The organism is Mesorhizobium sp. M7A.F.Ca.CA.001.04.2.1 (genome assembly GCF_003998485.1).
Classification (GTDB): Bacteria; Pseudomonadota; Alphaproteobacteria; order Rhizobiales; family Rhizobiaceae; genus Mesorhizobium; species Mesorhizobium ciceri.
In genome coordinates, this window is the sequence record NZ_RZQT01000065.1 from 1 (window position 1) to 21,664 (window position 21,664).

The window sequence follows — 21,664 nt, forward strand, 5'->3', positions numbered from 1 at the left end:
TCCGTATCGTTCACCGGGCGACTTAGGGAGGAAACCTCATGAAATTCGTGACCAACATTCTCAACCGCCGCGCCGTCATGGCGCTGGCAGCAGCTTCAATGCTCGCCGGCGTCATGCATCCGGCGCCGGTTTCGGCGGCGGACGTCACCATTCCGATCATCGTCAAGGACACCACGTCCTTCTACTGGCAGATCGTTCTGGCCGGCGCCCGCAAGGCCGGCAAGGATCTCGGCGTCAACGTGCCGGAACTCGGCGCCCAGGCTGAAACCGACGTCAACGGCCAGGTCTCGATCCTCGAGAACGCCGTTGCCAGCAACCCGGCGGCCATCGTCATTGCGCCGACCGAGTTCAAGGCGCTCGGCAAGCCGATCGATGAAGCCGCTGCCAAGGTCAAGGTCATCGGCATCGACTCCGGTGCCGACTCCAAGGCCTTCACCTCGTTCCTGACCACCGACAACGTCCAGGGCGGCCGCGTCGCTGCCGACGGCCTCGCAGCCGCCATCGGCGCCGCCAACGGCGGCAAGATCGAGGGCGACGTCGCCCTGATCACCAACGCACCTGGCGCCGGCTCGCTTGAGCAGCGCAAGCAGGGCTTCACCGAACAGCTGGCCGCCAAATATCCGGGCCTCAAGCTGGTTGCCGACAAATATGCCGACGGCCAGGCCACCACCGGCCTCAACATCGCCACCGACCTGATCACCGCCAACCCGAACCTCAAAGGCATCTTCGCTTCCAACCTGATCATGGCGCAGGGCGTCGGCCAGGCCGTCGCGGAAAACAACCTTGGCGGCAAGCTGGCGCTGGTCGGTTTCGACAGCGACGAGAAGCTGATCAAGTTCCTCAACGACGGCGTCATTTCCGCCCTCGTCGTCCAGGATCCGTACCGGATGGGCTATGACGGCATCAAGACCGCGCTCGCCGCCTCCAAGGGCGAGAAGGTCGAAGCCAATGTCGACACCGGCGCCAATCTGGTGACCAAGGACAACATGAAAGACCCCAAGATCGACGCGCTGCTCAATCCGAAGCTCTGAGCCGTCGCATCCGCAATCGTCTCCGGGGCACCTCGCCCCGGAGACACAAACTGCCGCACAAACGGCTTGGCAATCCGCACGCCTGAGCCAGGCTGTTTTCGAGGCATATCCCTGCCTCGCCGCGTGCCAATCGTGAGGCCAGCCTGGGAAGCCAACCCGGGAGGCCAATCTGGGAGGATTGTCATGATTTCGACGGCGCAGGAACTGCATCCCGCACCCGTTCTGGAACAGGGGCGGACTATCCTCGAATTGCGTGGGCTGGAGAAGCGCTATCCCGGCACCCACGCGCTGAAACCGGTCGACCTCGCCTTCAAGTCCGGTGAGATCCACGCCATCGTCGGCGAAAACGGCGCCGGCAAATCCACGCTCATCAAGCTTCTGACCGGCGTCATGCCGCGCACCTCCGGAGAGATTGTCTGGGAGGGCCAGTCGGCCGCCCTGGCGACGCCGCACGAGGCGATGGCGCTCGGCATCAATGCCGTGCACCAGGAAGTCGTGCTGTGCCGTCACCTGACGGTCGCCGCCAACATGTTCCTCGGCGAGGAGAATTCGCGCTTCGGCATCCTGCAGCAGCGCGCCATGGTCAGGCAGGCGCAGACGATCATCGACGACCTCGGCTTCGACCTGCCGGCGCATGTCACGCTCGGCGACCTGACCATCGGCCAGCAGCAGCTGATAGCCGCCGCCCGCGCCACCGTGCGCGGCACCAAATTCCTGATCTTCGACGAGCCGACCGCCTACCTCACCCGCAAGGAAGCCGACCAGCTCTTCACGCTGATCCGCCGTCTGAAGGGCGAAGGCGTGACGATCATCTACATCAGCCACCGCATGGAGGAAGTGTTCGAACTCGCCGACCGGGTATCCGTGCTGCGCGACGGCACGCTGGTCGGCACCCGCAATATCGCAGAGACCAACGATGCCGAACTGGTCAAGATGATGATCAACCGCTCGATCGAGCAGGTCTATCACAAGGAGCATTTCACGCCGGGCGCCGCCATCATCGAGGCGAAAAACCTGTCCGGCAAGGGCTTCGAAAATGTCTCGATGACGGTCCGCGCCGGCGAGATCGTCGGACTCTATGGGCTGATCGGCGCCGGACGCAGCGAGTTCGTCACCACGCTCTACGGCCGCCACCGCAAATCCGCCGGCCAGATCCTCTGGCAAGGCAAGGAGGTACAGGTCAATTCCGAACATGACGCGATCAAGCTCGGCATGGCGCTGGCGCCGGAGAGCCGCCGCGACCAGGGCCTCTGCCTCAACCTGCCGGTCGGCTTCAACCTCAGCCTGCCGATCTACAAGCGCATCTCGAACAATCTGCTGATTTCGAGCACGCAGGAGAAGACGCAGGCCGATCGCCAGATCGCCGATCTGCGCATCAAGACACCGACACGTGGCGCGCTGGCATCCAGCCTGTCGGGCGGCAACCAGCAGAAGATCGTCATCGGCAAATGGCTGGCGCACGGCGCCAAGCTGTTCATCTTCGACGAACCGACCGTCGGCGTCGATGTCGGCACCAAGGCCGAGATCTACCGCCTGTTCGGCGCGCTTTTGTCAAAGGGCGCCGGCATCATCCTGATCTCGTCCTATCTGCCGGAAGTCTATGAACTCGCCGATACGCTGCATGTGTTCCGGCGCGGCAAACTGGTGGCGACGCACGGTTTTCACGCCGCCAGCCACGAGGATATTCTCAGTCAGGCGCTCGCCGAGAAACAAGAAAAGCTGGGAGGACAGATATGAGCACCGAGGCGATCGCCGTCGAAAAACCGAAGCGCAACTATAATGTCCTGTTCGGGCTGACGCTATTGGCGCTGCTGGTTCTGCTCTGGATCCTCCTCTCCGTGACGACGACGAGCTTCGCCTCGGCCAACAACATAGCCAATCTCCTGCGCCAGGGCTCGATGATCGCCATCATGGCGGTCGGCCAGACCTTCGTCATCATCACCGGCGGCATCGATCTGTCGGTCGGCGCCGTGGTCGGCTTCGCCACCGTGGTCGTGGCCATGATGATCAATGCCGGCTTCCCCATCTGGCTCGCCATTCTGGTGACGCTGCTGGTCGGTGTCGCCATCGGCATGTTCCACGGCTTCGGTATCGTCAAGATGGGCCTGCCGCCCTTCATCATCACGCTGGCGACGTTGACCTCGCTGCGCGGCATCGGCCTTTTGATGACCAACGGCAATTCGATCAACATCAACAGCGACACCTTCACCGCCTTCTCGCGCAATTCCTTCATCGGCATCCCCAACCTGTTCTGGATGGTGATCCTGGTCGGCATTCCGGCCTATATCTTCCTGCACCACAGCCGCTGGGGCAGATACCTGTTTTCGGTCGGCTCCAACGCCGAGGCCTCGCGCCTGTCCGGCGTCAATGTCCAGCGCACCATCTACATGGCCTACACGCTGTCGGGCCTGTGCGCCGCCTTCGTCGGCGTGCTGCTGGCCGCCCGCATCGGCATCGGCAACCCGACGCAGGCCGAGGGCTGGGAACTGCAGGCGATCGCGTCGTCGGTCATCGGCGGCACCTCGCTGTTCGGCGCCGTCGGCTCGGTGCATGGGCCGCTGCTCGGCGCCTTCATCCTGGCCACCATCAACAACGGCGCCAACCTGCTCAACGTCAACTCGTTCTGGCAGCGCATCATCACCGGCGCGCTGATCATCATCATCGTCTACTTCGACGGCCTGCGCCGCCGCGGCAAGTAGCGACCCCGCAATCAACCGCCGGTCCGCCACACCAACGGGCCGGCGATTTCATGACTGGATTAGCGCATGAAAGCCGTCCTCTGCCGTTCGCCCGGCGATCTTGTCCTTGAAGACCGGCCCGCACCCGAGGCACCGCCTCCCGGCTGGGCGCTGGTGGCGGTCAGCCATGTCGGCATCTGCGGCACCGACTACCACATTTTCGAGGGCAAGCACCCGTTCCTCGCCTATCCCCGCATCATGGGTCATGAGGTCTCGGGTACCGTGATGGAGACCGGCGAAGGCGTCGAACTGGCCATTGGTGAGCCCGTCGTCGTCAACCCCTATCTTTCCTGCGGCAAGTGCATCGCCTGCCGGCACGGCAAGCCCAATTGCTGTGTCAGGATCGAGGTGCTTGGCGTGCATCGCGACGGCGCCATGTGCGAACGCATCCTGGTGCCGGCGCAAAATCTCTATCCGGCCAACGGCCTTTCGCTGGCCGACGCCGCTGCCGTCGAGTTCCTGGCCATCGGCGCGCATGCCGTGCGGCGCGCCCGCGCCGACCCCGGCGCCCGCACGCTGGTCATCGGCGCTGGCCCGATCGGGCTCGGCACCGCCATCTTCGCCCGCATCGCCGAACTGGACGTGACACTGCTCGACATGAGCAGTGAAAGGCTCGCCTTCGCTGGAAACGAGCTTGGTTTCCAGACCCTAGACGGCTCGCGCGGCGCGGTGCCCGATCTGGTCAGGGAAGCGACATCAGGCGAAGGCTTCGATGTCGTCTTCGACGCCACCGGCAACACCCAGTCGGTGCAGTCGGCCTTCGCCCATGTCGCGCATGGCGGAACGCTGGTGCTGGTCTCCGTCGTCAAGGACGATATCAGCTTTTCCGACCCGGAATTCCACAAGCGAGAGATGACGCTGATCGGCAGCCGCAACGCGCTGCGCGCCGACTTCGATCATGTCGCCGCCTCGATCCGCAACGGGGCCGTACCACTGGCCAAGCTCGTCAAACACCGCACCACACTCGCCGCCACGCCGCGCGATCTGGCTCGTTGGGCGCATGAGAAATCCGGCCTGATCAAGGCTGTGATCGAGGTGGGGTTATAACATGGCAGGCGGCGAACCCAGCCCGAACTGACGACGCCCGAGCCAGGTCGACCCCCACTCCGTCTCGGCGAAGCCGAGACGGAGTGGGGGAAGGCGGTCCTCAATCGCCAAGACGCAAGTGAGCGCGACCGAGCTGGTCTGATATCAGCGTGAGTCAGATAAATCACGGTCTCGTATAAGCCCGTCACTCCCTACAGCGCCGACAGCTTCAGCTCCACCCGTTCGGCCGGGAAGCGCGACTCGGAAAACTGGATTGGTTGGCCGTCCGGCGTGACGTTGACGGCGACCGTGACCAGTACGATGGCGCCCGGCTGCAGGTCGAGGTCGGCAAGGTCCGCCGCATCGGCATGGCGCGCCGACAGCACGGTCGATTGCCTGAGGTAATCGTCTATGCCGAACCGCGCCAGCGAGGCGGTGATCGAGCCGGTCTCGGCCATCGCGGCATCGATGCCGGCAAAGCGCCGGGCTTCGAACCAGCCAGCAGCGCGCGACACCGGCCGTCCATCGGCTTCGCCGCGCGTTTCCAGGCGGATCACATCGGCTCCCTTGGCAAGACCCAGTCCCTCGGCGACGCGCTGGCTGGCCGGCTCGACCGACGAGGCGAGCAAGGCGATGTGCCGTTCCGTCGTCTGCGCTTGCAGCCCTGTCGAAAACCGTGTGCGCGCCCCGATCGGATAGGACAGCCGCTTGCGCGACAGCACGAAGGTGCCGCGCCCCTGCTCGGCCCGCAGCACGCCTTCCCTTACGAGGGCTGATATGGCGCTGCGCACCGTGTGGCGGTTGACGCCATAGCGCTCTGCCAGCGCCACCTCCGGCGGCAGCGCTGCATTCTCCGTGAAATCGCCGATGGCGATCGCATGCAGCATCTTGTCGGCAATCTGCCGCCACAGCGAAACGCCACTGCGCCGCTCGATGCTGTCCGCTGCTAGCCGCCCGACCATCATTGCCCCAATCTTCCAGCGCCCAGTCTTCTATCGCTGTCATCCACCCGTCATGGACACCCGTTAGATAATAGGTATAATTTGTATAGTTGTCTATATCAATAGACAAATTTAGCCACGAGGACTACAGCTCATGCGAGGACAGGAAGCCCGCGACCAGGCCGAGCGCAAGGCCGCCATGGCAACCCTTGCGCAATCCAGCGGCGATGACATCGTGCGGCTCTGGAATGAGGCCGGACTGCCTTCGGACGCCGAGCTGTTGCGCGGCCCCGAAACCGGCCTTGTCACCCTGCGCGGCCGCATCGGCGGCGGCGGCGCCCCTTTCAATGTCGGCGAGGCGACCGTCACCCGCGCCACGGTCAGGCTACCCACCGGACAGGTCGGCCATTGCTATGCGCTTGGCCGCGACAAGCAGAAGGCGAAGCTGGCGGCTATCGCCGACGCCCTATGGCAGGACCCTGCCCGCCGCAATGAGGTCGAGACCGGACTGATAGCGCCTCTGCAGTCGGCTCTGACCATGGCGCACGAAAAACGCCGCGCCGAGACGGCGGCAACGAAGGTGGATTTCTTCACCATGGTTCGCGGAGAAGACTGATGGACGCAGCTGTGCAATCGATCGAGGGCGGGTTCGCCGATCCGGTCTTCAACGCCCAGACCGTGTTCCGCGCCGTGATGGACGCAATGGCGCGGCCGGGCAGCGTGCAACCGCTGCCGGCCTTCGCCCGCCCGCCGGTGCCGCTCTCGGCTACCGCCGGCGCCATCGCACTGGCGCTGTGCGACAATGACACGCCGCTCTGGCTCGACCCGGCTTTGCAGGCCTCCACCGCGATCAGATCATGGCTTGGGTTCCATACCGGCGCGCCATTGGCCAACACACCGGCCGATGCGCATTTCGCCTTGATCGCAGCACCTGCCGAGATGATGGCGCTCGATGGCTTTTCGCAGGGCACGCAGGATTATCCCGACCGCTCGACCACGCTGATCCTGCAGGTCAGCGATCTGGTCTCCGGCACGCCGCTATTGCTCGAAGGTCCTGGCATCGAAACCAGCGCCACGATCGCGCCGGCGCAGATACCACGCCATTTCGTCGAGCAGTGGAAGCAGAATATCAAGCGCTTTCCGCGCGGCGTCGACTTCATCCTCGCCACATCAGGCGGCATCGCCTGCCTACCGCGCACGACGGGCATCAAGACGATGGAGGCGTAAGATGTATGTCGCGGTAAAAGGTGGCGAAGCGGCAATCGCCAACGCCCACAGCCTGCTGGCCGACCGCCGGCGTGGCGACCGTTCGGTGCCCGCCCTTCGTCTCGACCAGATCATCGAGCAGCTGGCGCTCGGCGTCGACCGGGTGATGAGCGAAGGCTCGCTCTATGATCGTGAACTGGCCGCGCTCGCCATCGCCCAGGCGCGCGGCGACATGATCGAGGCGATCTTCCTGGTGCGCGCCTACCGCACCACGCTGCCGCGCTTCGGCTACTCCAGGCCCATCGACACCGCCAACATGCTGGTCGAGCGGCGCGTGTCGGCGACCTACAAGGATCTGCCCGGCGGGCAGTTGCTCGGACCTACCTTCGACTACACCCACCGGCTGCTCGATCCCGAGCTTGCCGCCGGCGCCGATGTCGCCGAGCCCTTGCTGCGCGAGACGGAAGCGCAAGCCATGCCGCGCGTCTCGGCGATCCTCGCCCGCGAAGGCTTGATCGAACCGGATGGCGACATGCCGCAGGACCATGTCCCCGGCGACATCACCCGCGAGCCGCTCGAATTCCCGATGGCGCGCGACATCCGCCTGCAGGCGCTGTCACGCGGCGATGAAGGGTTCCTGCTGGCGCTCGGCTATTCCACCCAGCGCGGCTATGCCCGCAACCACCCCTTCGTCGGCGAGATCCGCATCGGCGAAGTCGAGCTGGAGCTCGACGTGCCCGAACTGCCCTTCTCGGTGCCGCTCGGCACTGTCCGCGTCACCGAATGCCAGATGGTCAACCAGTTCAAAGGCTCGGCCAAGGCGCCGCCGCAATTCACCCGCGGCTACGGCCTGGTCTTCGGCCAGAGCGAGCGCAAGGCGATGGCCGTGGCACTCTGCGACCGGGCGCTGCGCGCGAAAGAGCTCGGCGAGGATGTCGTCGCCGCGGCCCAGGACGAGGAGTTCGTCATCTCGCACTCCGACAATGTCCAGGCGACCGGCTTCGTCGAGCATCTGAAGCTGCCGCACTATGTCGACTTCCAGGCAGAACTCGATCTCGTACGCCGCATGCGCACCGAATATGACGCCCGCCAAAACCCCGTGAAGGTCGAAGAGAAGCGGGAGGCCGCGGAATGATCGAGGGCCTTTCCCACATGACCTTCATCGTCCGCGATCTCGAGCGGATGACCGAAATCCTCGAGGGCGTATTCGACGCACGCGAAGTCTATGCCAGCGACGCCAGGCAGTTCTCGCTGTCGCCCGAAAAATTCTTCCTGATCGGTGACATCTGGGTCGCCATCATGGAGGGCGAACCCTTGCCGGAGCGCAGCTACAACCACATCGCCTTCAAGATCGATGACGCCGATTTCGACCGCTATGCCGAGCGCATCGGCAGGCTCGGCCTCGACATGCGCCCGCCGCGCCCGCGCGTCGAGGGTGAAGGCCGCTCGATCTATTTCTACGACGAAGACAACCACATGTTCGAACTGCACACAGGCACGCTCAATGAGCGGCTGGCGCGCTATGCAAGGGGATCGGAGGCTGCGGAATGAATTTAGTGCCCGACGCCACCATGGCCGCCACCATCGTGGGAATGACCGCCATAGCCGTCATACCCGGAGTAATCACCATTCCCGACGCCCACGGACTCACCTTGAGAACCTTCTTTGGGGCCGGGCAAAATCATGCGCCGAAGGAAGAAGAGAACGACGCCGGCGAACACCACCAACAGAATTCCGAGATGCATCCATCCGGTCGAGTTCATCTGAATTCGCCCCTGTATCCGCGTCCTGGACGCCAATTCGATAGCACAATGTGGATGTGATCGCCATGACCGACATCGCCACCTACAACTTCGCCTATCTCGACGAGCAGACCAAAAGGATGATCCGCCGGGCGATCCTCAAGGGCATCGCCATTCCCGGCTACCAGGTGCCGTTCGCTTCGCGCGAAATGCCGATGCCCTACGGCTGGGGCACCGGCGGTGTCCAGGTCACCGCTTCGATCATCGGCCCGGACGATGTGCTGAAGGTCATCGACCAGGGCGCCGACGACACCACCAATGCGGTGTCGATCCGCGCCTTCTTCAAGAAAGTCGCCAATGTCGCGGTGACGACCGACACTGCCAGCGCCACCATCATCCAGACCCGTCACCGCATTCCCGAGCATCCGCTGACGGCGGCCCAGGTGCTGGTCTACCAGGTGCCGATCCCCGAACCCCTGCGCTTCCTCGAGCCGCGCGAGACCGAAACGCGCAAAATGCACGCGCTGGAGGAATATGGCCTCATGCACGTCAAGCTCTACGAGGACATCGCCAAGCACGGCCGCATCGCCACCACCTATGCCTATCCGGTCAAGGTCGAGGGCCGCTATGTGATGGACCCCTCGCCGACGCCGAAATTCGACAATCCCAAGATGCACCGCTCGCCGGCCCTGCAGCTGTTTGGCGCCGGCCGCGAAAAGCGAATCTACGCGGTGCCGCCTTTCACCGAAGTGGTCAGCCTCGACTTCGAGGATCATCCGTTCGAGGTCCAGACCTTCGACCAGCCCTGCGCGCTGTGCGCGGCCGAGAACGTCTATCTCGACGAAGTCATCCTCGACGACCATGGCGGTCACATGTTCGTCTGCTCCGACACGGACCATTGCGAGAAGCGGCGGGCGGACGGCCATCGCGGCCACCTTGCTCCAGAAAGCCATCTTGCCTCGGGAACAAGGGAGCCGGCGCAATGACCGACGAACCGCTGCTGCGTGTCGCAGCACTTTCTAAATTCTACGGTTCGCGCGTCGGCTGCGACAACGTCTCCTTCGACCTGTGGCCGGGCGAAGTCCTGGCTGTCGTCGGCGAATCCGGCTCCGGCAAGACGACGCTGCTCAACTGCCTGTCGACCCGGCTGCTACCGAGCTCCGGCACCGCCAGCTACCGCATGCGCGACGGCCAGTTCCGCGAGCTCTACCGCATGAGCGAGGCCGAGCGCCGCTTCCTGATGCGCACCGACTGGGGTTTTGTCCATCAGAACCCCGCCGACGGCCTGCGCATGACGGTGTCGGCGGGCGCCAATGTCGGTGAGCGGCTGATGGCGGTCGGCGACCGTCACTACGGCAGGATCCGCGCCACCGCCGTCGACTGGCTGTCGCGCGTCGAGATCGACGAGGACCGCATCGACGACGAGCCCCGCGCCTTTTCCGGCGGCATGCGCCAGCGCCTGCAGATTGCCCGCAACCTCGTCACCGGGCCGCGCCTGGTGTTCATGGATGAGCCAACAGGCGGCCTCGATGTCTCGGTGCAAGCCCGCCTGCTCGACCTGCTGCGTGGTCTGGTCACCGATCTCGGTCTGGCGGCCATCGTCGTCACCCACGACCTTGCCGTGGCACGGCTCTTGTCGCAGCGCATGATGGTGATGAAGGACGGCCGCGTCGTCGAAAGCGGCCTCACCGACCGCGTGCTCGACGACCCGCGCGCGCCTTACACGCAATTGCTTGTTTCCTCGATTCTGCAGGTTTGACGATGGCGCCAAGGCACCCCCCTCTGGCCTGCCGGCCATCTCCCCCTCAAGGGGGGAGATTGGCTATCGTCCTCGGTTTCGCCACTCTCCAACGTTGCAGAACAAGCGCAACGAGAAAGCTGCCGATCTCCCCCCTTGAGGGGGAGATGCCTGGCAAGGCAGAGGGAGGCGTTGGCCCGCAAACGAACGACAATTGGAGGCCCTTCTGATGGCAACCCCCCTCGTTGTCTCCGACGTCGCCAAGAGTTTCACCATGCACCTGCGCGACGGCATCAAACTGCCTGTTGTCGCCGGTGTCTCGTTCTCGATCAGGGCTGGCGAATGCACCGTGCTCGGCGGTCCTTCCGGTGCCGGCAAGAGCTCGATCCTGAAGATGCTCTACGGCAACTACGCCGTCGACGAAGGCCAGATCATCGTCACGCATGATGATGGGCTGATCGACCTCGCCACCGCCAGCCCGCGCACCGTGCTGGCCATACGCCGGCAAACGATCGGCTATGTCAGCCAGTTCCTGCGCACCGTGCCGCGCGTCTCGGCGCTCGACGTCGTCGCCGAACCGCTGGTCGAGCGCGGCGAGGATCGCGAGATTGCCCGCGGCAAGGCGCGCGCCTTGCTGGCGCAGCTCAACCTGCCGGAGAAACTCTGGGCCTTGCCGCCTGCGACCTTCTCCGGCGGCGAGCAGCAGCGCGTTAACATCGCGCGCGGCTTCATCACCGAGCATCCGATCCTGCTGCTCGACGAGCCGACAGCCTCGCTCGATGCCAGGAACCGCGATGTCGTGATCGAACTCATCGCCGCCAAGAAGGCTGCAGGTGTCGCCCTGCTCGGCATCTTCCATGACCACGATGTACGCGAGGCGGTTGCCGACCGCATCATCGACGTCACCGCTTTCGCGCCCGGAAAAATCGCCGCATGACCAGGAAATTATCCGAGACGCCGCTGGTCCACCCGACGGCGGATGTACAGAATTCGACGCTCGGCCGCTGGACCGAGATCGCCGACCGTAGCCGGGTCTCGGAAAGCGAACTTGGCGACTATTCCTACATGATGCAGGACTGCTCGGTCTGGTGTGCGACGATCGGCAAGTTCGCCAACATCGCGGCCAGCGTGCGCATCAACGCCACCAACCACCCGACCTGGCGGCCGACGCTGCACCACTTCACCTATCGCGCCTCGGACTACTGGGACGATGCCGAGCACGAGAGCGAATTCTTCGCCCAACGCCGCGCCAAGCGGGTCACCATCGGCCACGACACCTGGCTTGGTCACGGCTCGACCATCCTGCCCGGTGTCACCATCGGCGATGGCGCCGCGGTCGGCGCCGGCGCTGTCGTCTCGAAAGATGTAGCGCCCTATACGATCGTCGCCGGCGTGCCGGCAAAGCCGATCCGCGAGCGCTTCGATCGCCGCACGGCCGAACGCTACCAGGCGCTGGCCTGGTGGCACTGGGACCATGCAAGGCTGCGCGCTTGCCTTGAGGACTTCCGTGAGCTGTCCGCAGAGGCATTTCTGGAGAAGCATGGTTGACGCGAATGGTGCTTTCATCGAACTAATAATCACCCAACCCAGAGCCATGGAGCATATGTGACCTTTATTGTCGTAATACCTCTTTTCATTGGACTGGGGTTGGTCGCGTTGGGAATTTTGGTGATTAAGCTTGCAGCTAAGCGTTGGAGGCAATCCGACGTTGGCTCTTCAATAACGTTGATGATATTAGGCTGTGTTTTGTTCACGGCGGCGATAGCTCCACTCTATATGCTGTGGGTCCTTGCGCAACTTACAGGTAAGCCAGGCTGACAAGCTAAGGCCTGTGGAGCGTAACAAAACTGACATCATCGCGACACGGCAGGTTCATGTGGCTGCGTTAGGCGAGAGCCTGACGATCAATGGTCCCGGACTGGAACCTGCCCCCATGCCAGCAAATTCCGCCACGCTCGAAATCCGCGGTGTCACCCGACGATTTGGCAAGAACACTGCCGTCAGCGACATCAACATCGCGATCCCGCAGGGTCAGATGGTTGGCATTATCGCCGTTCGGGCGCCGGCAAATCAACCCTCCTTCGCATGATCAACCGTCTCATCGATCCCAGCCAGGGGTCGATTTTTTTTGACGGCGCCGAGGTCTCGAAGCTGAGCGGCTCGCCGCTGCGGCGCTGGCAGCGCGACTGCGCCATGATCTTCCAGCAGTTCAACCTGGTGCCGCGCCTCGACGTGCTGACCAATGTGCTGCTCGGCAAGCTGAACCACCGCTCGACCATCACCAACCTGTTCGGCATGTTCTCCCGCGCCGAATGCGCCGAGGCGGTCGCGGCACTCGAGCGGCTCGACATCGCCCGCACCGCGCTGCAGCCCGCCGGCACCTTGTCGGGCGGCCAGCAGCAGCGCGTCGCCATCGCTCGTGCCATGATGCAGCAGCCCAGAGTGATCCTCGCCGACGAGCCGATCGCCTCGCTCGACCCGCTCAACGCCAAGGTGGTGATGGATTCGCTGCAGGACATCAATCTGCGCGAAGGCATCACCGTCGTCACCAATCTGCACACGCTGGACACCGCCCGCACCTACTGCAACCGCATCATCGGCATGGCTGCCGGCAAGGTCGTCTTCGACGGCCCGCCGGAAGAGCTCAACCGCGAGGCGGTGCGCCTCGTCTACGGCGCCGACAGCAATGGCCAGGAAATCTCCGAGGCCATCACCTCGACCAGCGTTGCCTTCAGCCGAAAGATCGCCGCATCCGCCGGACCGCTCGAGCCCGCATTCCCGGGATATTGAGAGCGGTTGGGATCGCCAGCCCACGTCAAGGGCACCTGTCAAAATCGATAACGCTGCCGGCGCGGGGCCGGAACCTACAGGAGAAATATCCAATGTTCAGGAAGATGGTCTTTGGCGCCGTTTCCGTGCTCGCCATGGCGACCAGCATGGCCCATGCCGCCGACATGAAGGAATTTCGCGTCGGCATTCTCGGCGGCGAAAACGAAACCGACCGGCTGCGCAACTACCAGTGCCTCGCCGACCATCTGAAGGCCGAATTCGGCTTCGAAAAGGTCTCGCTGTTCCCCGCCGCCGACTATGACGGCGTCATCCAGGGCCTGCTCGGCGGCACGCTCGACTTCGCCGAACTCGGCGCTTCCGGCTACGCCAGCGTCGCTCTCAAGGACCCGAAGGCGGTCACCCCGATCCTCACCACCCAGCAGACCGACGGCGCCACAGGCTATTATTCGATCGGCCTGGCGCTGAAATCCTCCGGCATCACCGACATCAAGTCGGCCAAGGGCAAGAAACTCGGCTACGCCGATCCGGATTCGACCTCCGGCTATCTGATCCCGCTGACCCAGATCCCGAAGGACACCGGCGCTTCGAACGAAAAATTCTTCGCCTCGACCCAGTTCAACGGCGGCCACGAGAACAACGTTCTGGCCGTGCGTGACGGCAAGGTCGACGTGGCGGTGGACGATTCCTCCGGCATCGGCGACTTCAAGGACGGCTACACCTCGGGCACCTTCCACAAGGAAGTCGCCAAGGGCGCTGTCGACCCCAACGACTTCGTCGAAGTTTGGCGCTCGGGCCTGATCCCGAACGGCCCGCTGGTCGTGCGCACCGCGCTCGGCAGTGAAATGACCGCCAAGCTCGCCGACTTCTTCACGCAGTTGCCGAAGAAGGACAAGGCATGCTTCGAAGGCGTCGAGGGCGGCGATTTTACCGGCTACGTCCCGGTGAAGGCGGACTTCTACAACGTCATCGTCGAAGCCCGTAAGGCAGCCATCGGCGGCTAACGGCGAAATCAGGAAGGGCGGCGTCGAGAAAACGCCGCCCTTCTTGCATGTCCGATCATGACCCTTTCCGTGACAGCCCCTTCCGGCGCCACTCATCAGATGGCCGACGCCTGGCGTCGCCAGACGTCCTTGCGCCGGCTCTACACCGCCATCGGTGTCGGCCTGCTCATCACTGCGCTCGGCAGCACCATGTGGTTCGCCGACGAGGCCAATGCCGGGCATTTCTTCGACCGGTTGCCGCATTTGCTGGATTTCCTGAGCTGGCTCGTCCCCAAGGACTGGAACGATGTCTGGCGGGCGATGTTCGACATCGCTTCCCCGCATGACACCGGTACCCAGGAATTCAATTTTCCGCTTGGCCGCTCCTATGTCTGGGGCAGCTTCTACATCCCCGAATATTTCGAGCTGATGCTGACCACGCTCAACGTGGCCCTGGTCTCGACCTTCATCGGCTTCGTCTTCGCCGTGCCGTTCTCCTTCATCGCGGCGCGCAATTTGACGCCGCATCCGGTGCTGCGGCTGATCGTCAAGCGCCTCATGGAACTGCTGCGCGCCTTTCCCGAGATCGTCATCGCCGGCCTGTTCGCCGCCATCGTCTCGATCGGCCCGATCGCTGCCATCATCGCCATCGGCCTGCATTCGATCGGCGCGCTGGGCAAGCTGTTCTACGAGATCAACGAGAACATCGACATGCGCGCCGAGGAAGGCCTGAGGGCCGTCGGCGCCAACTGGTTCGAGCGGGTGCGCTTCGCCGGCCTGCCGCAGGTGCTGCCCAACTTCATGTCCTACACGCTGCTGCGTGTTGAGATAAATGTCCGCATTTCCACCATCATGGGCGCGGTCGGCGGCGGTGGTATCGGCGAGGAGTTGAAGCTGTCGATCTCGCGCGGCTTCGGCGCCAAGACGATAGCCCTCGTGCTGCTCCTGTTCACGACGATCTTCATCGTCGACCAGTTCTCCGCCTGGCTGCGCCGCAAGCTGGTCGGCGAGCAGGCTTTCGTGATGAGCGCTTGACCATGGCCACCATGACCGCCGATCAGATCCAGTCGATCGAAGAGCGCTTCCCGCAGGTATTCCAGCGGCCGTTCCACAAGCGCTTCGGGCCGCTGATGCTGCTTGGCGGCATCTTTCTCTACCTGCTGTACGCATTGTGGTTCTTCAACCTGCCGCAGGTCATGCGGGAATCGCACTGGGAGCGCCTGCCGCTGTTCCTGACCCAGTGGATCAGCTACGATGTGCAGCCGATCTTCCGCCTCGACGAACCGCAGATCACTGCCAAATATCCACGCTTCTCGGTGCTCGGCCCGAACCCGGATCCAGACTGGGTCAAGACCAATGCCGATGGTTCGGTGACGATCCTGATCGACGGCACCGCCAAGTCGATTACCTTCACCAAGACGCAAGCGACGATAATTGCCAACGGTGAGACCGTTGCGGTCGCACTCGGCACCGGCAAGCCGCTGATCTCGGGACCGGTTCCCGGCTGGATCACCGCGCATGAGGATGAGGTGGTCGCCGACATGGGCTTTGCCGGCGAGGCCCGCGTCGCCGTTGACCGCGTCAGGATACGCAAGCGGTTTCTAGGCTGGGCAAACTTCATCTTCGACACGCGTTCGCCTTTCTTCGGCAAGTCGGCAAGCGAAGTCGCTTCGCTGATCGTCTCCGGGCCGGAACTGAAACCGGGCACGTCAAATCTGGCGCTGGCCGGCGACAACATCTGGAACAACGCCCAGTGGCAGCATGGCGATGTCTGGACCAAGCTGCTGCAGACCATCGTCATGGCCTTTCTCGGCACCATGCTGGGCGGCATCGTCGCCTTCCCGCTGGCCTTCTTCGCCGCCCGCAACATCACGCCCAGCCGGCTGGTCAACCAGGTGCTCAAGCGCTTCTTCGATTTCATGCGCTCCATCGACATGCTGATCTGGGCGCTGTTCTTCACCCGCGCCTTCGGGCCGGGACCGCTGGCTGGCAGTGCGGCGATCTTCTTCACAGAGGTCGGCACGCTCGGCAAAACCTATTCCGAGGCGCTGGAGAACATCGACGACAAGCCGCGCGAGGGGATTACCTCGACCGGAGCCAACGGCCTCCTGGTGCAGCGCTACGGCGTGCTGCCGGAAGTGGTGCCGGTGTTCATCAGCCAGACGCTCTATCAGTGGGAATCCAACACCCGCGGCGCCACCATCATCGGCGCTGTCGGCGCCGGCGGCATCGGCCTGAAGCTGTGGGAAGCGATGCGCACCAACTCCAACTGGGCCAACGTCTTCTACATGGTGCTGCTGATCCTGCTCGTCGTCTTCATCTTCGACAACATCTCCAACTTCCTGCGCCGCCGGCTGAGCCGGACCATCCACGACTACAACAGGATCCAGGCTGAGCAGGGGTAGGCTTGCGATGCAGACGCGCAAGTCGTCTCGACCGGCGCCAAAGGATCGACCCCCACTCCGTCGAGCTTCGCTCGACACCTCTCCCCCGATCGACGGGGTAGAGGAAAGCGCCAGGCTGTCCGAGCCGACGCCTGTCCTCTTAGGCCGAGTGTCCCCCAGGCCGAGGCTTCCTTCCTCTCCCTCCGGAGGGGGGAGAGGTGGCTCGGCGAAGCCGAGACGGAGTGGGGGAACCACCTGGCAACCGCCGCAAACGCAAATAGAAAATGGGCCAGGGCGCCTAAGCCGCCTTCTTCCACCCGCTCTTGATATGCCTATACCCCTCCCGATAGACCGCGTCCGGCGTCTCTGAGAAATCCCGCCACACCTTGGTCGCCGCCGCCAAATCCTTGAGTGAGCGGCCGAACGCCTCGATCGTCAGCCAATCGTCATAGCCGCTCTTGCGGATGGCGGAAAACGTTTCGGTCCACGGAATGTTGCCGCGCCCCGGCACGCCGCGATCGTTCTCCGAGATATGGATATGCACGACATTCCTGCGGTGTTTCGTGTAGGCGCCGATCGGGTCGGCCTCCTCGATATTGGCGTGGAAGGTGTCGTACATCGCCTTGATGTGCGGCCGGTCGATGGCGTCGATATGCTCCGACAGGTCCGCCATCGTGTTGAGCAGGTAGCATTCGAAGCGGTTCAGCGCCTCGAGCCCGATGGTGACGCCCTTGTTGCCGGCATGGTCGCCGATGGCGCGCTGCGAGCCGACGGAGCGCTTCTTCTCCGCGGCCGTCGGCCCAGAGCCGGAAAAGGACCCGAGCGTCGAATGCAGAGGGCCGCTCAGCGTGCTGGCGCCAAGCGCCTGCGCGCAGTCGATCGCCCATTTCATGTAGTCGACACCGGCCTTGCGCGTTGCCGCGTCGGCCGAGATCAAATTCATCGCCGGATCGCCCATGGCCGAAACCGCAGTCCGCTCCAGCCCGATGCGGTCGAGCAGATCGCCGAGCTTTCTATAATCGTCCGGCGTGCCGGCGAAGATCGGTATCTCGACGCCATCGAAACCGGTTGCCTTGATGTCGCGCAGCAGCGGCTCGTGTTTCTTCGACACCGCCGTCGTCCACAAGAACATGCACATGCCGATTTTCATGGAAGCCCCCTCCCTTTGACGGCGCACTGGCTGTTCCGCCAGCTTCGCGCCATGCCCCCTCATCCGGCCGCTTCGCGGCCACCTTCTCCCCGCTGGGGAGAAGAGACTTGGCGTCGCGCCATCTCCTCCTCCTCCTCCTCCTCCTCCTCCTCTCCCCTCGGGGAGAGGTCGGATTGCCCCGAATTGCCGTTCGCAATTCGGCTGGCAATCCGGGTGAGGGGGCCTTCGTTACCCGCCGTGCGACTACAGCTTCGTCCACGCCCCATTTTTCTTCGACGACTTCACGCAAGCCTCGATGAAGGCCATGCCCTCGACGCCGTCCTGTATGGTCGGGAAGATGACATCCTTTGCCGGCTTGCCGCCCTTCTTACGCGCCGCCCGGATGGCGCGTGCGGCCTCCTGGTAAACGTTGGCGAAGCCTTCGAGGTAGCCTTCCGGATGGCCCGACGGGACGCGGCTGACACGGCCCGCCACCGGCAGCGCGCCGGCGCCATTGCGGGTGATCAGTTGCTTTGGCTGGCCGAACGGCGTGTACCAGAGATAGTTCGGGTCGGCCTGCACCCATTCCAGCCCACCCTTCGAGCCATAGATGCGCAGCTTCAGCCCGTTCTCATGGCCGGGCGCCACCTGGCTTGCCCAGATCATGCCCTTGGCCGGGTGCGTCTTGCCGGTAGGCTTGAAGCGCAGCATGACGTTGACGTTGTCATCCAGTAGCCGTCCCGGCACGAAGGCGTCGAGATCGGCCGACAGGGAGTCCAGTTCCAGCCCCGAGACGAAGCGGGCGAGGTTGTAGGCATGCGTGCCGATATCGCCCAGCGCACCGCCGGCGCCTGCCTGCTTGGGGTCGGAGCGCCACGCCGCCTGCTTCTGGCCTGTCGCCGCCAAATCCTCGGTCAGCCAGTCCTGCGGATATTCGGACTGCACGATGCGGATGTCGCCGAGCACGCCCTTGGCGACCATTTCGCGTGCTTGCCGCACCATCGGATAGGCGGTGTAGTTGTGCGTCAGCACGAACACCTTGCCGGTCTTCTCGACTATCGCCGCAAGCTTTTTCGCCTCGGCCAGCGTCGTCGCCAGCGGCTTGTCGCAGATGACGTGGATGCCGGCCTCGAGGAAAGCTTTTGCCGCTGGCACATGCACATTGTTGGGCGTGACGATGGCCACCGCCTCGATGCCGTCGGGGCGCTTCGCCTCGGCCTTGGCCATCTCGGCATAGGATGCGTAGCTGCGTGAGGGGTCGAGCCCCAGTTCGGCGGCCGAGGCCTTGGCACGGGCCGGGTCGGCTGACAAAGCGCCGGCAACCAGCACGAACTCGTTGTCCAGCCGCGCCGCGATCCGATGCACCGCGCCGATGAAGGCGCCTTGCCCGCCGCCGACCATGCCGTAGCGGATCGGGCCGCCTCCCGTTTCCGACTTCGATGCGTCGACCATATCTTGCTCCTCGCTGTTGCTTACCCCCTTGAGGGGAGGTCGATCCGCGCAGCGGATCGGGTGGGGTCGTTGAGGCAGAGCGCGGTGTGAACCGACCCACCCGGCCTTTGGGCCACCCTCCCCGCGAAGGGGAGGGAAAATCGAGCTAGATTCCCATCATGGCGCGCAGCAACTTCTTGTCGGTGGTGCCAGCGGCGAAGTCGTCGAATGCCTTTTCCGTCACCCGGATGATGTGGTGCTCGATGAAAGGCGCGCCTTCGGCCGCACCATCCTCCGGATGCTTCAGGCAGCACTCCCACTCCAGCACCGCCCAGGAATCATAATTGTACTGCGTCAGCTTGGAGAAGATGCCGCCGAAATCCACCTGTCCATCGCCCAGCGAACGGAAGCGCCCGGCGCGGTTGGTCCAGCTCTGATAGCCGGAATAGACGCCTTGCCGGCCGGTCGGGTTGAACTCGGCGTCCTTGACGTGGAACGCCTTGATGCGCTCGTGATAGATGTCGATGAATTCGAGATAGTCGAGCTGCTGCAGCAGGAAATGCGACGGATCGTAATTGATGTTGCAGCGCTTGTGGCCGCCGACCGCGTCGAGGAACATCTCGAAAGTGGCGCCGTCGAAAACGTCTTCAGACGGGTGAATTTCATAGCCGACATCGACGCCGTTGTCCTCGTACACGTCGAGAATCGGCTTCCAGCGTTTGCCGAGTTCGCCAAACGCTTCCTCAATGAGTCCAGCCGGCCGCTGCGGGAACGGATAGAGGTAAGGGAAAGCCAGCGAGCCGGTAAACGACACTGAAGCATTCAGGCCTAGATTACGCGATGCTTTAGCGCCGAACTTCATCTGCTCGACAGCCCACTTCTGCCGGGCTGCGGGATTGTTGTGCACCGATGGCGGCGCAAAGCCATCCATCTGCGCGTCATAGGCAGGATGCACCGCCACCAATTGCCCCTGCAGATGCGTCGACAATTCCGTGATCTCGACGCCGGCGTCGGCGCAAATGCCTTTCACCTCGTCGCAATAGGCCTTGGAAGAGGCCGCCTTCTTGAGATCGAACAGCCGCGCGTCCCAGGTCGGGATCTGCACGCCCTTGTAGCCGAGACCGGCCGCCCATTTGGTGATCGACGCCAGTGAGTTGAACGGCGCGACGTCGCCCGCGAACTGCGCCAGAAACAGCCCCGGGCCCTTCATTGTCGTCGGCATCGGCATCCTCCCTCATTTCTCTCGCGACCGAGCATAGCGCCGATTGGAAACAGGGCCAGCCACTTTGGTCTTTTCTCAACGGGTGCTTGCACGCACCGCTATTCTGGTATTACCAAATGTGGAATTTTGGTCAAGCCTTGCAATGCGCCATCATGACCCCAAAACCACCCGGCGCAGGCATATATATCTCAATGTAATCAAGGAAATAATCCACAGCGAAAGTTGCGTCGCAGCGCTTCTTGCCGATCCGGATAATTTGCTGTAGACCTCGCTTCAGGCCCAATTGGTCGAACCAGTTTGCGAGAAAAGGCTGGGAACGCCTTGGGGAGGAACCTTTGTGTCGCCTTTTGGCGATGCATGTCGCAGGCGAACCATAGAGACGAGTTGGGAAGGACAGACCATGCATCTTTCGACGCACAACTGGATGCGCGCGGAACCCTTGGAAACGACGCTCAAGCGCATCAAGAAATTCGGCTATGAGTCGATCGAGATTTCCGGCGAACCCGAGCAGTACAAGACCAGGGAGACCCGGGCGCTGCTGAAGGAGCATGGCATTCGTTGCTGGGGCGCGGTGACCCTGATGCTGGGCGAGCGCAACCTCGCAGCCAGGAACCAGGGCCAGCGCGAGCGTTCCGTTCAGTATGTCAAGGACGTGCTGACCATGGTCAGCGAACTCGATGGCGAGATCATCACGCTGGTTCCGGCGACCGTCGGCAAGGTCGTGCCTGACGGCACCGAGGAAGAGGAATGGAAGTGGGTCGTCGACGCCACCCGCGAATGCTTCACCCACGCCAAGAAGGTCGGCGTCAAGATCGCTGTTGAACCGCTCAACCGCTTCGAGACCTATCTGTTCAATCGCGGCGCCCAGGCGCTGGCTTTGGCCGACGCGGTCAGCCCCGAATGCGGTGTCTGCCTCGACGCCTACCACCTCCATATGGAAGAATTTAACGTCTATGACGCGATCCGGCAGGCCGGAAAGCGCCTGTTCGACTTCCATGTCGCCGACAACAACCGCTTCGCCGCCGGTCTCGGCCAGATCGACTGGCCGAAGATCGTCGCCACCTTGCGCGAGATCGGCTACGACGGCGCGCTGACCAACGAGTTCGTCGCGCCCGTCGACCGGACGCCGGCGGCCCCCTATCCCGACATGGTCGAGCGCAATCCGGTCGATATCTCGCCCGAACAGCTGAAGTTCATCCAGGACCACGGCTCCAGCGTGCTCACCGAGAAATTCTACACCGACCAGATGCGCATCAACGCCGAAACGTTGCTGCCGCTGATCAAGTAGTCGACTGCCTCAGGGAAA

At 63.5% G+C, this 21,664-nt stretch carries 21 protein-coding genes and 1 pseudogene; 18 read left to right on the forward strand and 4 right to left on the reverse strand.

All coding sequences use genetic code 11. The features are described 5' to 3' along the window. Positions 1–38: 38 nt before the first annotated feature. From EN955_RS20415 to EN955_RS20430, 4 genes are all read left to right on the forward strand, one after another. Complete coding sequence (locus EN955_RS20415) at positions 39–1,031, forward strand: ABC transporter substrate-binding protein (RefSeq protein WP_024504424.1); 993 nt, start codon at positions 39–41, stop codon at positions 1,029–1,031. Between the two features lie 183 nt (positions 1,032–1,214). Next, the gene (locus EN955_RS20420; protein ID WP_024504425.1) at positions 1,215–2,768 is read left to right on the forward strand and encodes a sugar ABC transporter ATP-binding protein; all 1,554 of its coding nucleotides are present in this window, start codon (positions 1,215–1,217) and stop codon (positions 2,766–2,768) included. Next, on the forward strand, positions 2,765–3,730 hold the full coding sequence (locus tag EN955_RS20425; protein WP_013529527.1) for an ABC transporter permease: 966 nt from the start codon (positions 2,765–2,767) through the stop codon (positions 3,728–3,730). The genes EN955_RS20420 and EN955_RS20425 overlap by 4 nt, the downstream gene beginning before the upstream one ends. A 66-nt stretch (positions 3,731–3,796) precedes the next feature. After that, positions 3,797–4,816 carry a zinc-binding alcohol dehydrogenase family protein gene (locus tag EN955_RS20430; RefSeq protein ID WP_024504426.1) on the forward strand — a complete coding sequence of 340 codons (1,020 nt, stop codon included), beginning with the start codon at positions 3,797–3,799 and terminating at the stop codon, positions 4,814–4,816. 191 nt (positions 4,817–5,007) lie between these two features. Here the strand turns inward: EN955_RS20430 and phnF are convergent, their stop codons facing one another. After that, positions 5,008–5,757 carry a phosphonate metabolism transcriptional regulator PhnF gene (gene phnF, locus EN955_RS20435; RefSeq protein ID WP_024504427.1) on the reverse strand — a complete coding sequence of 250 codons (750 nt, stop codon included), beginning with the start codon at positions 5,755–5,757 and terminating at the stop codon, positions 5,008–5,010. 133 nt (positions 5,758–5,890) lie between these two features. Between phnF and phnG the strand changes: the two genes are divergently transcribed. The 13 genes and pseudogenes from phnG (at position 5,891) to phnE (EN955_RS20505) (ending at position 16,597) form a co-directional block, all read left to right on the forward strand. Further along, on the forward strand, positions 5,891–6,352 hold the full coding sequence (phnG, locus tag EN955_RS20440; protein ID WP_013529524.1) for a phosphonate C-P lyase system protein PhnG: 462 nt from the start codon (positions 5,891–5,893) through the stop codon (positions 6,350–6,352). Next, complete coding sequence (phnH, locus tag EN955_RS20445; RefSeq protein ID WP_013529523.1) at positions 6,352–6,963, forward strand: phosphonate C-P lyase system protein PhnH; 612 nt, start codon at positions 6,352–6,354, stop codon at positions 6,961–6,963. Before phnG ends, phnH begins: the two co-directional genes overlap by 1 nt. Before the next feature lies 1 nt (position 6,964). Continuing rightward, a complete protein-coding gene (locus tag EN955_RS20450; protein WP_013529522.1) occupies positions 6,965–8,077 on the forward strand; it encodes a carbon-phosphorus lyase complex subunit PhnI in 1,113 nt (370 codons plus the stop codon). After that, entirely contained in the window at positions 8,074–8,493 is a 420-nt protein-coding gene (gene fosX, locus EN955_RS20455) for a FosX/FosE/FosI family fosfomycin resistance hydrolase (RefSeq protein ID WP_013529521.1), read from the forward strand. The genes EN955_RS20450 and fosX overlap by 4 nt, the downstream gene beginning before the upstream one ends. Continuing rightward, positions 8,490–8,765, forward strand: a complete 276-nt coding sequence (locus EN955_RS20460) for a hypothetical protein (protein ID WP_013529520.1) — start codon at positions 8,490–8,492, stop codon at positions 8,763–8,765. The genes fosX and EN955_RS20460 overlap by 4 nt, the downstream gene beginning before the upstream one ends. A 5-nt stretch (positions 8,766–8,770) precedes the next feature. Beyond that, positions 8,771–9,670, forward strand: coding sequence for an alpha-D-ribose 1-methylphosphonate 5-phosphate C-P-lyase PhnJ (locus EN955_RS20465; protein WP_013529519.1), 900 nt, complete (start codon positions 8,771–8,773; stop codon positions 9,668–9,670). Then, a complete protein-coding gene (gene phnK / locus EN955_RS20470; RefSeq protein WP_013529518.1) occupies positions 9,667–10,443 on the forward strand; it encodes a phosphonate C-P lyase system protein PhnK in 777 nt (258 codons plus the stop codon). The genes EN955_RS20465 and phnK overlap by 4 nt, the downstream gene beginning before the upstream one ends. A 208-nt stretch (positions 10,444–10,651) precedes the next feature. Continuing rightward, a complete protein-coding gene (gene phnL / locus EN955_RS20480; protein ID WP_013529517.1) occupies positions 10,652–11,359 on the forward strand; it encodes a phosphonate C-P lyase system protein PhnL in 708 nt (235 codons plus the stop codon). Further along, a complete protein-coding gene (locus EN955_RS20485; RefSeq protein WP_013529516.1) occupies positions 11,356–11,970 on the forward strand; it encodes a DapH/DapD/GlmU-related protein in 615 nt (204 codons plus the stop codon). Before phnL ends, EN955_RS20485 begins: the two co-directional genes overlap by 4 nt. Before the next feature lie 385 nt (positions 11,971–12,355). After that, a pseudogene (gene phnC, locus EN955_RS20490) lies at positions 12,356–13,212 on the forward strand (phosphonate ABC transporter ATP-binding protein). Between the two features lie 92 nt (positions 13,213–13,304). Beyond that, the gene (gene phnD / locus EN955_RS20495; RefSeq protein WP_013529514.1) at positions 13,305–14,213 is read left to right on the forward strand and encodes a phosphonate ABC transporter substrate-binding protein; all 909 of its coding nucleotides are present in this window, start codon (positions 13,305–13,307) and stop codon (positions 14,211–14,213) included. A gap of 57 nt (positions 14,214–14,270) precedes the next feature. Further along, complete coding sequence (gene phnE / locus EN955_RS20500; protein WP_024504428.1) at positions 14,271–15,227, forward strand: phosphonate ABC transporter, permease protein PhnE; 957 nt, start codon at positions 14,271–14,273, stop codon at positions 15,225–15,227. A 2-nt stretch (positions 15,228–15,229) separates the two neighbouring features. Further along, complete coding sequence (gene phnE / locus EN955_RS20505; protein WP_024504429.1) at positions 15,230–16,597, forward strand: phosphonate ABC transporter, permease protein PhnE; 1,368 nt, start codon at positions 15,230–15,232, stop codon at positions 16,595–16,597. A gap of 277 nt (positions 16,598–16,874) precedes the next feature. Here phnE (EN955_RS20505) and EN955_RS20510 read toward each other — a convergent pair whose 3' ends face one another. From EN955_RS20510 to EN955_RS20520, 3 genes are all read right to left on the reverse strand, one after another. Continuing rightward, entirely contained in the window at positions 16,875–17,726 is an 852-nt protein-coding gene (locus EN955_RS20510) for a sugar phosphate isomerase/epimerase (protein WP_024504430.1), read from the reverse strand. Positions 17,727–17,969: 243 nt separating this feature from the next. Further along, positions 17,970–19,157 carry a Gfo/Idh/MocA family oxidoreductase gene (locus EN955_RS20515; protein WP_024504431.1) on the reverse strand — a complete coding sequence of 396 codons (1,188 nt, stop codon included), beginning with the start codon at positions 19,155–19,157 and terminating at the stop codon, positions 17,970–17,972. Positions 19,158–19,302: 145 nt separating this feature from the next. Next, positions 19,303–20,358, reverse strand: a complete 1,056-nt coding sequence (locus EN955_RS20520) for a sugar phosphate isomerase/epimerase (RefSeq protein ID WP_024504432.1) — start codon at positions 20,356–20,358, stop codon at positions 19,303–19,305. Positions 20,359–20,758: 400 nt separating this feature from the next. Between EN955_RS20520 and EN955_RS20525 the strand changes: the two genes are divergently transcribed. Beyond that, positions 20,759–21,646 (forward strand): sugar phosphate isomerase/epimerase, encoded by an 888-nt coding sequence (locus EN955_RS20525; protein ID WP_013529508.1) that lies wholly within the window; start codon positions 20,759–20,761, stop codon positions 21,644–21,646. Positions 21,647–21,664: the final 18 nt, after the last annotated feature.